The sequence below is a fragment of the Pseudoalteromonas sp. SR44-8 genome (genome assembly GCF_014163635.1).
Lineage (GTDB): Bacteria > Pseudomonadota > Gammaproteobacteria > Enterobacterales > Alteromonadaceae > Pseudoalteromonas > Pseudoalteromonas rhizosphaerae.
In genome coordinates this window covers 17082-32378 of the sequence record NZ_JACJDS010000011.1, presented here as the reverse complement: position 1 = coordinate 32378, position 15297 = coordinate 17082, and the positions used below count along the sequence as shown (strand labels likewise).

Sequence of the window (15297 nt, the reverse complement as noted above, 5' to 3'; positions counted from 1 at the left end):
AAAGCAAAATAACGCGATAGACAGCATAATTACAATTTACCAACCATTCGATTGAATAAACTCAACCATATGATAATAAAGGAATAGATATAAAATAGATGTAAAATAGGGATATAAACGAGATACCTTTCATTGTGTTTTTGTTCACGATTATTTAAAACAACTCACGAATATACCCAAATCACCTCAAGATGCAGAATTCAGCGTTTTACAGGAGCTTAATATCAAGGCGTTACTTTGCAACAATGACAGTCCCTTTTAACAAGAGAGTAAGTGTCTGTGAAACGCCCAAAGGGTTGGTTTAAAAGCGGATTTATACTTCGTTATTGATTTTAACAATAGAGCCAATCAATGCCTTGCCTAAATCGCTTTTAATTCTAACTGAAACTCACATCTGAGCTGGTTTGGGTATAAACCCATTCGCTAATGCATTAGTTGCTGTACTTTGAACTGCCCTTCAAAGATTACTAATACATTAGTTTTATCAAGATTCAATATGTAAGGGAAATCTGTGAGCAGTATATTAACAAAAAAATGCGCATTAGCACTGGCGATCACAGCAAGCTTTTCAGGCCAATTAATTGCAAATGATAAACAAATTGAACATCAATTAACGCCAAATAAAACAACGATAAAAGAAGAGAAACAAGAAGCCCCTGAAAAAATAGTGGTGACTGGCTCTCGCTTAAAGCGTGATAGTTTTTCTGTTGCCACACCACTAGTGACTATGGATCGCGCGGCGATTCAAGACACTGGTTTAGGTAACTTATCTGATGTTCTTGTTGATAACATGCCTGCACTTAGCCAAAGTATAGGCAACAATACAAGTCAATCGAGTATTTCTGGCACTGGCCTTTCAACCGTTCAATTACGTGACTTAGGCGCTAATCGTACCCTTACTCTTATTGATGGTCGCCGTGTAGTGTCAAATAGCTACGGCGGTAACTATGTAAGCTTAAATACCATTCCAAGTGGCATGGTTGAACGTGTTGAAATAATCAGTGGTGGCGCATCTGCAACTTATGGAGCCGATGCAGTCGCTGGGGTCGTCAATATAATTACCCAATCAAAAAAAGAAGGCTTTGATTTTCAGGCTCGTGGTGGCCAAACCACTGAAGGTGGCGGCAAAGAGTTTACTCTTGATTTAAACTACGGCGATTCATTTGCTAATAATAAAGGGTATGTGTTTTTTAGTGCTAACTGGGACCGCGATTTTGGCATTAGTTACTATGATCGCGATCGTGCAAAAATAGAAGCCGCACATAGCTATAATAACACTCTTATGTGCAATCAAATGATGACCGAAAGTGGCTCTAAATGTATGCGTGACATTACTCAAGCTGATTGGGTAAGTAAAAGTGATGGCACCTTAGGCGGCGTTTTTCTAGAAAACAATAACAACGAAACGCAATTTTGGTATGACGGTCAAACACTGCGTGATGACTGGAAAGGCAATGAAGAAATATACGGTATTAACTCAAATCAGTACGTAATGCTGGATGTACCAAGTGATAACCTGTCAACAGCTGTAAAAATCGATTTTGATATCAGCGACGACATCATGAGTTACTTCCAAATGCAATATAGTAAAAGTGGCTCGTTCAACAGTAAGTCACCTGAAGATGAATATGAGGGTGCATTCGTACCGCGTTATGATGCTGTAACAGGCGATCCAATCGCAGATATCGCACCGGGCTACATTCCAATTAATAACCCGTATGTGCCACAACAAATCTTAGACGCAAATCCATACAAAGACCGCATTTATTGGGATCGTCGCTTTGGCGAAGTCGGTAATATCAGTACTGATAATGACCGTACCACTATCCGGACATGGGCAGGCCTACAAGGTACTATGTTTAATCACCAATGGGATTGGGATGTATCAGCCGGATATGGGCAATTTAAACAGCATCAAATCCGTAATAATGAACTGAATGTAATAAATTTAAATCAAGCATTACAAGCGGAGAAACTTGCTGATGGCTCTATTCAATGTATAGATGAAGCAGCCCGTGCAGCAGGCTGTGTACCAATCAACCTATTTGGTGAAGGTTCAATTACTCCAGATATGGCCGACTGGATCCGTAGCAACCCGATTATTGATACAAAGATTCAGCAATATACAGTGATGGGTTACATCACAGGTGATTTATTTGAATTACCAGCAGGGAGTGTTTCTGCGGTATTTGGTGGCGAATATCGTAAAGATAGCCAAAGCTTAGATACCAGTGAGGACATGAAAGTTGGCGGTATTACGTTTAACGTTGTTCCTTCGTTTTATGGTGAAGTTGAAGTCTATGAAGCCTTTGCAGAATTGGCGATTCCACTACTAAAAGATGCCCCTCTTGCAAAAAGCTTATCCGCTGAAACCTCGTTACGCTTAGCTAATTACAGCATGGAAAACGTCAATACTGTAGCCAGCTATAAACTAGGTTTACTATGGCAGCCAGTTGATGGCTACATGGTACGCGCAAATTATGCTCGCGCACAGCGCGCTCCAACGATTACCGAATTGATGTCTCCACCGCGTGGCGATTTCGACTCATATGATGATATTTGTGATGGCTTAACGGCGACCTCAACTAAGCCAGGTCATGATAATTGTCGTTTAGAGCCAACTCTTGCTAAACAGCTAGCTGAGGATCCTAACTTTAAATTCGACAGCGAAGATAACAATTATTCTCCAGGTACAGGTAACCCTAACCTTAAAGAAGAAACGGCCGATACCTATACCTTTGGTGTAACACTATCACCGGAGTTTTTCCGTGGTTTTAATCTCGCCATCGATTACTACGATATTGCCATTATTGATGCGATTGATGAGATCAGTAACGAAAATATTATGAATGAATGTTACGATTCTGAAGCAGCTTGGGGTAGCAATAATGAGTTCTGTAATGATATCACCCGAAATAACGAAGGTAACATTATCAAAATTCTACAGCGTGAATATAATTTAGATGAGCTGACAGCCCGTGGTTATGATGTAGTCGCGACTTATGATTTTGATATTGGTAGTTATGGCGAAGTATCTTTAAAGCTTGACTACAATCACGTTATTGAAAACTCACAAACCTATGAAGGTTTAGATGGCAATAACGTAGTTACTCATTATGCTGGATATGGTCGCAGTAAAGACAAAGCCGCGATGTCAATTGCATGGAGTTTGGATGACTTGCGTATTCGTTGGCGTACCAACTTCTTGGGCTCTTTTAAAGCCGATCAACAAGATGAAAAAGATTACCTAACGGCCGTGTTAGAAAACAATGAAAACTGTGCCGCTGCAAGTGCAGACTGTATTTCCAACCCAGAGCCTCTTGCTTATCAAGACTACGGCTCATATATAAAGCATAGTTTATCAGCTTCTTACACTATGGCCTTAACTTCAAACAGCGACTTACGCGTGTTTGGTGGAATTAATAATATATTTGATAATAAAGGCGCATTCTACCCAAGTGGCAACGGTAATTATTACAGTGGATATGGCGGTGGTACTGGTCGTTATATGTACTTAGGTGCGCAATATAGTTTTTAAATGATAGCGTCTAAAATTTATTGCTAACGAAGTGTTAATGATTCGTTAGTTTTATAACTGCTAGGTTGTTGTCAAAGGTACGTATCGCAAGAACGTACCTTTTTTATTTAAACCTAGAACCAATTTTGCATTTCTATTAATCTTGACTCGGTGCGTGCGTATTCAAATGCCAGCTTTTGACCTTGATATAAATCAGCAATGCCAACTTCGCTACTCAGTATCAATAGCTTGCCACGGTCGTAAAATTCATCCACCAAGGCAATAAAGCGTCGCGCTTCATCGTCTAGTGTATGTTCTTGTAAATCTTGTTTTTCACGCTGATAGCTATCTTCAATACCATGCACTATTTGCTTACCTGTCGCCGCAGCGCCCATTACTGGTACATTACAAATATATACACGCTGATAGTACTTTGCTAAATAAATATAATCAGCGGTACTACGCGGGCCTGAGCACAACGCCATAAAATCAAACATAATGGCATTATTGCTGAGCCTTAAACACGCTAGTTTACGCCCGTAAATAGTAATATCAGTTGCTGTTTGTAAGTTATCTGCAAAAGCCAAAAAATCATCATCCAGTTCAGAGTTAGCCGAGCTGTTAAAATAATGAGTCGCGTGCTTTCCAAAACGAAATCGGTGGTCAACAGGGCCTGTGACATTAATAATATGACAATGCGCTTTAATTAACGCTATGGTGGGTAAAAAGCGCGCTCGCTGCAAGCCGTTATAATAAAGCTGCTCAGGTTGACAATTTGACGTAGCAACCAAAACGATGCCTTTGGCAAACAAGGCTTTAAATAACCCAGCCATGATCATAGCATCGCCAATATCAGAGACAAAAAACTCATCAAAACAAATTAATTTAAGCGTTTCTGACCACTCATTGGCTATTTTATCCAGCGGGTTTTTAACCCCTTGCAACTGTCCTAGGCGAGTATGTACTTGAGCAATAAAATGATGGAAGTGTAAACGTGTTTTTTGTTTAATAGCTACAGTCTCAAAAAACACATCCATTAGCATCGATTTACCCCGTCCAACAGGTCCATACAAATAAATGCCCTGCAAAGATACCGATTTTTGCCACCAATGATTTGGTTTATCAATAGCGATTGCGAGATTGTCTAGTGCATTCACCGCTGCTAATTGGGCATCATCAAATTGCAATTTACCGGTGGCTATTTGCTGTTGATAATATGCTAATATTTGTCCGCTGTTTACTGTCATGCGTTATCACGATCCGTTATACTCGCCGCCATTGTAGTCGACTAGAAGTGTGAACCCAATGAAATTCCCTTGCCGCCTAGATAAATTTATTAGCCATCTAGCAGAAACGCCACGCACCAAAGCGAGGGCAGGAATAAAGCGTAAAGATGCCAGCGTAAATGGCGAGGTGATCAGCGCTTATGATCATCCAATCACAGCAACTGATGACGTATTATGGCAAGGTAAGCCACTAGTTTTTCTAGGTAAACGTTATTACATGCTGAATAAACCGGTCGGTTATGTATGCGCTAACAGTGACGAGTTACACCCAACGGTATTTGATTTACTCGATGAACCTAACATGAGTGATTTTCATGTTGCAGGTCGGCTTGATCTCGATACGACTGGACTTGTGATCATTACCAATGATGGCGATTGGTCACATAAAATCACCTCCCCAAAACATAATAAATTCAAGACTTACCTGATTGAAACGCAAGAACCTCTAACAGATGATGCGCTGGAAAAACTGCGCCAAGGGGTGCAATTACGTAACGAAAAAGAGCTAACCAGACCAGCAATTGCAGAGCAACTTGCCACATATCGTATGCGTCTGTCGATCTGCGAAGGTAAATATCATCAGGTTAAACGCATGCTCGCTGCAGTAGGCAATAAGGTCGTTGAATTACATAGAGAAAAAGTAGCAAATATCGAGCTTGATGAGGCTCTTGCTAGCGGAGAATATCGACTCTTAAGCGCAGCAGAAATCACGCTTTAATTTACCCGTAATGGAAACTTGAGTAAAAGTCACGTCTAATTCCCATATTATTGTTAATTAAAGCTAACATCTGGCCGACAAACATGGTAGAAAATCATGGTCATAAAAATAATAAGGGGCGCGATGTGCTGTCAGGTTTAGCATTAAGAACTAAAATAATTTTGTTCGCTGGAGCGATGTTTGTAGCACTCAATGCTATTGCATTACTGGGCTTACAATCTCTTCGCCACGCAAGTGAAAGCGATAATATTGCCCGTATCAATCAACTCATGAAAAGCACGACAAATATTGTCGAGCAATTTGAGTTACTTGCTAAAAATGGGCAACTAACTGAGCAACAGGCGCGTGAATTTGCCACGCAAATGTTGCGTGAAAACAAATACCACGACAGTGAATATGTGTACGTAGTGAATGATAAACTCGACTTTATTGCTACACCTCACGATCCGCAGCTACACAACACCAGTTTTAATGATTTCAAAGATGCCAGCGGTAACAGTATTGGTCGTATGGTTGAACAATTAGTCGGTAATCAAACCAACAAAATTATTACCTATCATTGGGATTCTGTCCGTGATGGTGAAACCGTTGACCTAACCTCTGTGGTGCAAAAAACCCCTTACTTTGGTTGGTATGTTGGTACCGGGATCAGCGAAAAAGAAGTTGATGAGCGTTACTGGAATACCGCTAAGTGGTTACTAGGCTTGTCACTACTTATTGCCCTTGCTTTAACTGCTGCAATTGCTCGCTTTGGTATTTCTTTAAGCAACGCGTTAGGCGGTGAAGTCACTGAGGTAATTGGTATTGTTAAGCAAGTTTCTCGTGGCAACTTAAATTCGCATATTCGTACTGACGCCCAACCTGAAAGCATTATTGCTGCCATGCACTATATGCAACAAGGGCTACGGGGTGTAGTTGGCAGTATTAAAGATGTTACTGATAGTCTAAAAAATCAGAGTTTAGATAACGAATCCCGCTCAACTGAGCTTGATAAACTGACCCGCAGCCTAAACGAAGAAACCCATATGGTCGCATCAGCTATCACTGAGCTAACAGCCTCTGCGCAAACAGTGGTTGAGCATGCCGAGCAAGCCGCCTTTTCAGTACAAGAAGCCGAAAGCCAAGGACAAAATGCCAGTCATTTAACTGCTGAGGCAGCAAATACCATAGCTCTTTTAGAGCAACAAATTGACAGCGCTGGTAATAACATCCAACTCCTTGATGATGAAGTAAATAATATTGCAAATGTGCTTACTGTTATTCAAAGTATTGCCGAGCAAACTAACCTGTTAGCACTCAATGCAGCCATTGAAGCTGCCCGTGCCGGTGAACAAGGAAGAGGCTTTGCGGTCGTTGCGGATGAAGTACGTCAACTAGCGCAGCGCACGCAAACTAGCACAGAAGAAATTCGTACTATGATCGGTAAATTACAATCCGCCACTAAAGATGCAAAAACTTCAGTTAACTTAAGTATTGCCACCAGTGAACAAACCGTAGCGAAATCTAAAGATGCCAGTGAAGAGTTGCAGCGTGTTGCTGCATCTTTGAGTGCCATAGCACAAATGAGCCATCAAATAGCCATTGCAGCTAAAGAGCAGCTCGATGCAGGGGAAGACACAGCAAGACGCATTGTGACCATCTCTGACACCGCCTCACAGACCGCAGACCTATCGCATCAAGCCCATGCCGCAACGGACTTGATAAAAGGGCTGACTAGCGATTTAGAAGCTGAAACCGGCAAGTTTAGATCCTAGTAATTGGTTACCTAAAACTAAAAAGCCCGCGTTAATTACGCGGGCTTTTTAATTGAATTGATTAAGTTAAGATTTAATTTGTACTAAATCAAAATCAGCCATACTTGGTACTATCATTTGTAATCGTGATTCGGTGACATCAAGCGAGTTTAAACATTCACAGTATTCTGAGGCTTTTAACTCTAACTGTTGAGCTTTTTTCTGCAATGACTTATCGATTTCTTTTGAAATAATATCCATGCGCTGTCCCATGTCATTGATACGATCTTCAATATTACCTTCGCGGGACTTAAATGCATCACCTAGAGAAACTAAAATAGCGCCGAGAGAGCCATGAACTGCAGAGTGAATTTTTTGACTGATCTCTTCGGTAAAAAAATCATCAATTTTGGATAGTGATTGTGGGGCAATAAAAAAGAAATCATCGCCGCGTTTAAATTTATCCATTAAAGCGCGCTCAACATATTGCAGTTGCGTTTTTAGCACTTCCGACTCTTTGTCCGACATACCTTCAACAACTTGCTCTATCGCACTTAAGCCAAGATTAACACCGTCAGTTGCCAACTCTACCAACTCAGGCACCGTATCGCGAATACCCGCGCTAAACTGTTTTAACACTAGGGTTTCATCTGACGTTAGATCAATCCAATAGCCACGGATAAAGAGTTGATTATCATTATTTATTTGTACGCGGGTTTGGCCCTTATCAACAATACGAATGACATCATCAGTGATGATCAAACCATGCCTTAGCTCTACTTCGCACACGGCTTTAGCGCTGACATTAAGACTTGATAGTGCTATGGACATCGCCAATATCGAACGAGATAAAAACGCCATAAACACCTCAAAAAGACTAAAAATGGAAGGCGGCTAGGTTAACAAAAAACCAGTTTTATGCAAGAGAAACTAGGCCCTAGCTTCTAGGGCCTTATAGATAACATTTAAATTGGTGATCCTGGTGGGATTGGTAATGCAGTAAAATTTGTAGGCCAATTGCCGGTAGCCAGAAACTGTTTAATTTGATCGGCTAAGTATTGCTTAAACGCACTTTCACCAACATCAGCACTGCTAAGTAAAGACTCTTGCTGATACGCCTTACTCAGTTTTACTAAGTAATAACGCAACTGAGCTTGCACCTCTGGAGCAACTTTATCACTGGCGACTAAATCAGCAAACTGCTTTGCTGTTAATAACTGCACCCGCTGAGTGATTTTGCCTGCCATGCCTTTTTTACTCTGAATCAAAAACACCTGCTGATAAACCTTTGCAAGCAGTTCATCTAAGCTAAAAAATGCATCACTGCGCGCTTGTTGCTGTGCTAAACGATTTAATCGTTGGCTATTTAGCAATAACGCTAAACTATGTTGTGCAGCCACTTCGGGTAGCGCCATTGCATCTAAGGTTAAGCCAGTGCGGCCAACAATGCTTTCTCGGCTTTTAGATTCGCCATAGGCCTTGGGTGGAATTAGCGCTAACACTGATTCTGGTAATACTAAATTGTCAGCATTTAGGGTAGTTAAGATGGCCTTTAAAGCGAGCTGTTGAGTTGCCTTTGCAACAACTTGTGCACCTTTTACCATACCTTGACCACGTACTTCGTAATCATAATCAACACCTGCAATCAGTTTTACAGCAGACTCGACCTGATAACGATGGAATAAATACAGCGGCACCAGCATCTCTTCTAGCTGAGATAGTGAGGTTCCTTCTTTGATATTGTTAATACCAAATTTAGCGAGTGCTTGTTGTCTTACGTCAAGCACTCTTAATAGCTCTTCACTTGGCGAACTGCCGTTATCCCATAAATGTGCTGTTGGATGCGCGCCACCTTGCGCTCGTGCATCACTATCAGAAATAAACTCCAGCCCTTTAGCTTGGTTATCCGCTAAAATTGCACTTAGTTCTGCATCTTCATCAAGGTTACGAAAATCACTGTAACCGTACTTTATAACTTGCGTATCCCACTGCCCCATACCTTGTGCATAACCTCGGCTCACATCGAGTTCACCTTGGTCATTAAAGCCCACTAGTGGGTGCGGATAATCCATCACCGAAGCACGATCAGCCACTGACGCAGAGAAATTATGCGCTATACCAAGTGTGTGACCAATTTCGTGAGCACTGAGCTGGCGAATACGATCAAGTGCCATTGCTTGTAACGTTTTTGCCACTTCATTACCTTTTAAATAAGGCGCTGCAAGTGCTTCAGCAATTAAAATATCTTGGCGCACACGCAGTGAGCCTAATGTAACGTGACCTTTTAAAATCTCACCTGTACGCGGATCGATCACCGAGCTGCCATAAGACCAACCGCGCGTTGCACGATGCACCCACTGGATCACGTTATAACGCACATCCATAGGATCGGCGTTATCTGGTAACACTTTAACAATAAATGCATTTTTATAACCCGCTTGAGAAAACGCATCATCCCACCATTTTGCGCCATCGAGTAACGCTGTTTTTACCGGCTCTGGTACACCAGGATCTAAATAATAAATAATCGGCTCAACGGGTTCGCTAATAGGTAAGCTTGGGTCTTTTTTCGCTAGACGATGACGCGGGATATAACGTACCAACATTGATTCACTTAATGGCGCGGCATAATCTTTATGTTCAATACTCCAATAACCTGATTGCGGATGAAACGCACGTGGCGTGTAATTATCATCAGGTAACTGTATTAAAGAGTGATGCATATGCACGGTTAATGCGTAAGGGTCAGCACTGACCTGACGAATATACTCACCCGGTTGAGTGCCATTAAATGTCAGCACAGCTTCAAGTTCAGTATTTTTCATAAACGCTTTTGAGCGATCCATATTTACTGCACTGCGACTTTCATCAAGGCTAAAATTGCCTTGTTTACGTGCAGCAAGCGTTCGACCCACACCATGTACATCGCTCAGTAAATAGGGCGTGTAATCAATCAATACAGCTTGCGGGCTTTGTGCAACCACTTTAAAACCCGCTAAAATACTTGATGCAAAGGCTTCTTGAATACTTTTTTGTTCGGCTTTATTGCTGGTATTTGCACGGTAGTAGGTATTAATAGCCCGTAACATCACTTTATCGCCAAAGCGCTCAAACTGTACAAGATGCGTATTGCCTAACTGGCCGCGATCAAGGCCAATATCGTTAGAGCCGACACCATAAGGCAAGCTTTGCTGTAATAAAAATTGCTGCTTGAGTTTATCAACTTTTAAATAAATTTTACCGTTTTGAGTGTCGTAATAAAAAGAGAAGTAGCCCGGAAAATGATTCATTTGTTCAGTAAAATCATTAATAGACTTAATTGCTGCGTGCGCTTGGGTTATCATAGTTAGCAACACAGTAAAGAGTATGTAACGTATCAATGGTATTTTTTGCATAATCTTATCTTTGTTATTCGCGTTTTAAATACGGTTAAGGTGTGTCCAGTATAGGATGTTGCACCTAAAATACAGTTATTTAAGACGAAATTCAGCGCTTGCTGTGATGATCCCTCTCACCCTATGATTATCATGGCCCATAACGTTATCAGGAAAATAGAATGCGTAGACTACCTCCGGTATTACTTGAAGACGGTTGCCCTAGAGAGTTAATATCATTGATCAGAACGATTTTAGCGGCCTGTAAAGAAATTTCATTCCGCGTCGGCCAAGGTGCCCTGTCCGGTGTACTAGGTTCAACGCTTGATGAAAACATTCAAGGCGAAACACAAAAGAAACTCGATGTTCTGACCAACCAACTACTTAAAGATATTTTACTGGAGTCAGGCTACGTAAAAGCGATAGCCTCAGAAGAAGAAGACTACACAGTAGCTGGCAACCCGAATGCAGAATATATCGTTGCGTTTGACCCACTTGATGGCTCATCAAATACCGATATCAATTCACTGGTTGGTACTATTTTCTCAGTAATGAAAGCGCCTGAAGGCTCAGATCCTGCAGATCAAAGTATCTTTATGCAGCCGGGTAAAAGCCAAGTCGCTGCGGGATATGTATTATATGGCCCATCTACAGTGCTTGCATTAACGACTGGCAAAGGTACACGTTTCTTCACGCTAGATAAAACACACGGCAGCTTCTTATTAACTCAAGATTTTGCCCAAGTACCAGAAGAGACCAACGAATACGCCATCAATGCGTCAAATCAACGCCATTGGCAGCCTGCGATGCAAAACTACATAAATGACTTAATGGCTGGCGAAACAGGCCCACGAGCGCGTAACTTTAACATGCGCTGGATTGCCGCCATGGTCGGTGATGTTCATCGCGTGTTATGTCGCGGTGGTATTTTTACCTACCCAACCGACACTAAAGATCCAAACAAACCAAATAAGCTACGCCTACTTTACGAAGCAAACCCAATGGCTATGCTGATCGAGCAAGCCGGCGGCATCGCCTCAACTGGCACAGAACGCATTATGGATATTCAACCCGACGCTATCCACCAACGCGTAGCGGTGATTTTAGGTTCGAAAAACGAAGTAGAAACCTGCTTGGGATATCATAAGTAATAGACTTTAGGATAGAGGAGCTAGGTAAAAGGCTCTAGGAAAGTGATTTCCTCAGGTAACAATCACATCGTAGGCGCGGCTTTATGCCGCGTTTTTTATTTTCAGCCATATCAAAGCGAAGTTAGCCGCAATATCCCTAGAACCTAGCCCCTACTAACTTGCTAATAATTCAACCAACTTCGTAACTTTACTCTTATCAAGCTCGCCCATTTGTTCGCTGTTGCTGAGGGCATAAATTACGCCTTCGACGCCGCTGTAGTCGATATCGGTTCTAGATTCTATAACATTCGCCCACAACTCCAGATCGTCTAAATCAATCTCATCTGCTTGGCAGCGAGTGAGCACATCCAAAACAGTTGCAAGCGTCAATACGTAAATTGGGCCCTGGTTATCTATTGTTGATGCAGCAATAATACTTATGGCTTCGTCTTTGTGTTTACCAAAAGTGACGAATTCTGCTAACGCTTGTGCTCTGTTCATTTTTAATTATCTGTTATCCTGTAACTGACTATTTCATTGAAGATTAAAATATATCTAATGACTATTTTAGCCTGCTCGCAATGCCAAGCTACTCTTAACTGCAATGTTGATGATATCAATGCCTGTTGGTGCAATGAGCTGCCTGCTATTTTACCGCTTGATAGCACAACCACCAGCTGTTTATGCAGAGATTGTACGTTGACTAAAATCAATCTATTTTTAAATGCCCTCTATCAGCAACCACTTAAAAATCAGCTTAGTTTTGCAGCCTCTTTCTCTAGCCATAATCCCCTAATAGAAAATCTCGATTATACAATGCAGAACAACTATATGGTGTTCTCACGCTGGTTCTTTTTAAAACGTGGTACATGTTGTAAAAACAATTGTAAAAACTGCCCATTCAAAAACACAAAATTAACAAGTGATGCAAAATAGCAAAAAAATCATAAAGAGAAAAAAATTCATACAAATATTAATATGCAATAAAAACTCTTTAAAGCACTAAAAAACGTTTTTTGATGAATATTTTATCTATATAATTGCATATTAATTTCCGTACCCTTTCAGCCATCTTGTTTATCTTTTTATAACATGCTTTCTTATTAGAAAATGACAACCAGATAAACAAAAAACAGGATAATCAATGAAACAGTTCAAGCCTAATATTGTCGCTTGCGCAATAGCTGCCCAATTTTTTACTGCCGGTCATGCTGTTGCAGCGGAGCAACAAGTTGCAACAGAAAAAGCAATTGAAACAATTCAAATTACCGCGACTCGTCGTGCGGGCTCAGTGCAAGAAGCACCACTTAATATTACCGCCCTTGATGGTGATGTGATCAAAGATCAAAACATTGGTGATCTTGAAGATGTGGCACGCTGGGTGCCAGGTTTAACTATTTCTGATCAAGGTGGCCGTGAAGGTTCACCGATTATTGTCCGTGGCTTAAATACCAATACTTCAGATCGTATTTCTGATGGTGGTACAGTTGCCACTTACGTGGGTGAGATTCCACTTAATATTGATTTACGTTTAACAGACGTAGACCGTGTTGAAGTGCTTATCGGTCCACAAGGTACATTATACGGAGCGGGAACATTAGGTGGTGCAATTCGTTACTTATTAAAACAACCTCAGCTCGATATTACCGAAGTCCAAGTCACTGGTGATGTGTTTAGCTTAAACGAAAGTGACGGCACTGGCGGTGAGTTTGGTTTAGTATTTAATACGCCGTTAATTGACGATGTATTGGCAATCCGCGCTAGCGTCAATTACTACACCAACCCAGGTTATATCGATTATAACTTCGTAGTACAAAACCCAGGCGTATCAAACCCAAATCCTGATTTTACCAACCCACAGGATGTTAGTGCTAACTTGCGCAATGTCAGTGATGTAAATGATGAGCAAATTACCACAGGACGCGTGTCCTTGCGTTGGCAAGCCAACGAAGCAGTAGAAGCAACGCTAAACTATTTTTATCAAAAACAAGAAAATGGCGGTAATTCTACATCGCAATATAATTCATTAAGTGACAGCAGTGGCCTACAAGGGATGGTTGGCCAGTATGAAAATGCCGCGCGGATACTTGAGCCTGGTGAAGAAGAAAACGACTTATTAAGCTTGGAAATTAAAGCGGATTTAGGTTTTGCTGAACTTGTATCTGCCTCTGGTTGGTCAAGCTATGAGCAATCTGGACAACGTGATCAAACTGATTTGCTTTACGACATATGGACTGGTTATGCAGAATTTCCAGCGTTTGTTGCGCAAACCTTGGATACATCAAAACGTGATAGTTTCACTCAAGAAATTCGTTTAGTGTCTAACTCTGATAGTGCTTTTAACTGGATTGTCGGTGGTTACTACAACAAGCTTGAAACTCACTCAGACGATCGCGAATACACACCCGGTTTAACTGAGTTTTGGGGCGATGATATTCCTAATCTACAACAAGATCTCGAGTATATTTTAGTCAGTGACTCTGAAACCACTGAAAAAGCACTATTTGGTGAAGTAGGTTATGCGTTTACCGATCAATTCAATGTAACCCTTGGTGCGCGTTTTTACGAATATGATGTATCCACTACTTCAGGCTCAGCCACACCGTTGTATTCAGGTGATTTTTCATCATTAGATCAACTTGCAATGGTGAATACGAGCGCCAGTGATAACGGTAACTTATTTAAATTTAACGCTAATTACACTTTTGAAACTGGTGTACTAGCCTATTTTACCGTTAGTGAAGGCTTTAGGATTGGTGGTGGCAACGGCCTAGCTCCTTGCCCTGATGTGTTACCTGAACAACAAATTGTCTGTGCTCTACCAAATGAAATTGGTTATGAACCTGATACCACTGTAAATTATGAACTTGGTTTTAAATCGAGCTGGTTTAAAAACCGCCTACACTTTAACGCGGCATTATTTAATGTTGATTGGAAAGACGCGCAAATCGGTAGCACAACCGTAAATGGTCAGGAGTTGATTACCTCAAATGCAGCTACTGCTAACTCTAAAGGGGTTGAAGTTTCAAGCCGTGCAATCATCGCGGATAACTGGACTGCTTATGCCACATACGCTTATGCCAAAGCGCAATTAACTGAAGATTCTCCTGATGTATTTGGTGCAGGAGTACAAGGCGGTGAAGATGGCGACCGCTTGCCAGGTGCGCCTGAGCATCAATTCTCGTTTGGTCTGCGTTACGAACAAGATGTATTAGATAATAAACTTTTAAGCGTAAATTACGGTATAACAGCACAGAGCGATACGATCACTAAAATTGGCTTAAAAGCTGATGGTGAAACGCTTGCAGGCTATGCCTTGAGTAACTTATCTGCCAAGCTAACCGGTGATATGTGGTCGGCCACTCTCTATGTTGATAACTTATTCGATAAGTACGCGTTCACCTCTGTACGTCGAGATAAGTCTTGGATTGATTCGAAAGAACTTCCTGAACTACAACGTGTGTATGGTCACTACACTACAACACCGCGTACTATCGGCATGAAGTTTACGTATAACTTTGAACTGTAATAACGGTTAT

10 protein-coding genes are annotated in these 15297 nt (G+C 41.3%); 6 read left to right on the top strand and 4 right to left on the bottom strand.

The features are described 5' to 3' along the window. Positions 1-511 precede the first annotated feature (511 nt). On the top strand, positions 512-3538 hold the full coding sequence (locus H5183_RS07115) for a TonB-dependent receptor domain-containing protein (RefSeq protein ID WP_182731315.1): 3027 nt from the start codon (positions 512-514) through the stop codon (positions 3536-3538). 113 nt (positions 3539-3651) lie between these two features. On the opposite strand, the gene zapE is transcribed toward H5183_RS07115, so the two are convergent. After that, positions 3652-4764: a cell division protein ZapE gene (gene zapE / locus H5183_RS07110; protein ID WP_182731314.1), complete on the bottom strand. Its 1113-nt coding sequence runs from the start codon at positions 4762-4764 to the stop codon at positions 3652-3654. Positions 4765-4822: 58 nt separating this feature from the next. On the opposite strand from zapE, the gene rsuA reads away from it, so the two are divergent. Continuing rightward, the gene (gene rsuA / locus H5183_RS07105; protein ID WP_182731313.1) at positions 4823-5521 is read left to right on the top strand and encodes a 16S rRNA pseudouridine(516) synthase RsuA; all 699 of its coding nucleotides are present in this window, start codon (positions 4823-4825) and stop codon (positions 5519-5521) included. Positions 5522-5604: 83 nt separating this feature from the next. Further along, entirely contained in the window at positions 5605-7275 is a 1671-nt protein-coding gene (locus H5183_RS07100) for a methyl-accepting chemotaxis protein (protein WP_182731312.1), read from the top strand. Between the two features lie 66 nt (positions 7276-7341). Here H5183_RS07100 and H5183_RS07095 read toward each other — a convergent pair whose 3' ends face one another. Both H5183_RS07095 and H5183_RS07090 read right to left on the bottom strand, forming a co-directional pair. After that, positions 7342-8115: a YggN family protein gene (locus H5183_RS07095; protein WP_149983146.1), complete on the bottom strand. Its 774-nt coding sequence runs from the start codon at positions 8113-8115 to the stop codon at positions 7342-7344. A 104-nt stretch (positions 8116-8219) separates the two neighbouring features. After that, complete coding sequence (locus H5183_RS07090) at positions 8220-10649, bottom strand: zinc-dependent metalloprotease (RefSeq protein ID WP_182731311.1); 2430 nt, start codon at positions 10647-10649, stop codon at positions 8220-8222. A 161-nt stretch (positions 10650-10810) separates the two neighbouring features. On the opposite strand from H5183_RS07090, the gene H5183_RS07085 reads away from it, so the two are divergent. Then, positions 10811-11779: a class 1 fructose-bisphosphatase gene (locus H5183_RS07085; RefSeq protein ID WP_145234740.1), complete on the top strand. Its 969-nt coding sequence runs from the start codon at positions 10811-10813 to the stop codon at positions 11777-11779. Positions 11780-11932: 153 nt separating this feature from the next. On the opposite strand, the gene H5183_RS07080 is transcribed toward H5183_RS07085, so the two are convergent. Continuing rightward, complete coding sequence (locus H5183_RS07080; protein WP_182731310.1) at positions 11933-12259, bottom strand: hypothetical protein; 327 nt, start codon at positions 12257-12259, stop codon at positions 11933-11935. Between the two features lie 57 nt (positions 12260-12316). On the opposite strand from H5183_RS07080, the gene H5183_RS07075 reads away from it, so the two are divergent. Then, positions 12317-12694 (top strand): DUF5522 domain-containing protein, encoded by a 378-nt coding sequence (locus H5183_RS07075; protein ID WP_145234736.1) that lies wholly within the window; start codon positions 12317-12319, stop codon positions 12692-12694. Between the two features lie 208 nt (positions 12695-12902). Beyond that, entirely contained in the window at positions 12903-15287 is a 2385-nt protein-coding gene (locus tag H5183_RS07070; protein ID WP_182731309.1) for a TonB-dependent receptor, read from the top strand. Positions 15288-15297 lie beyond the last annotated feature (10 nt).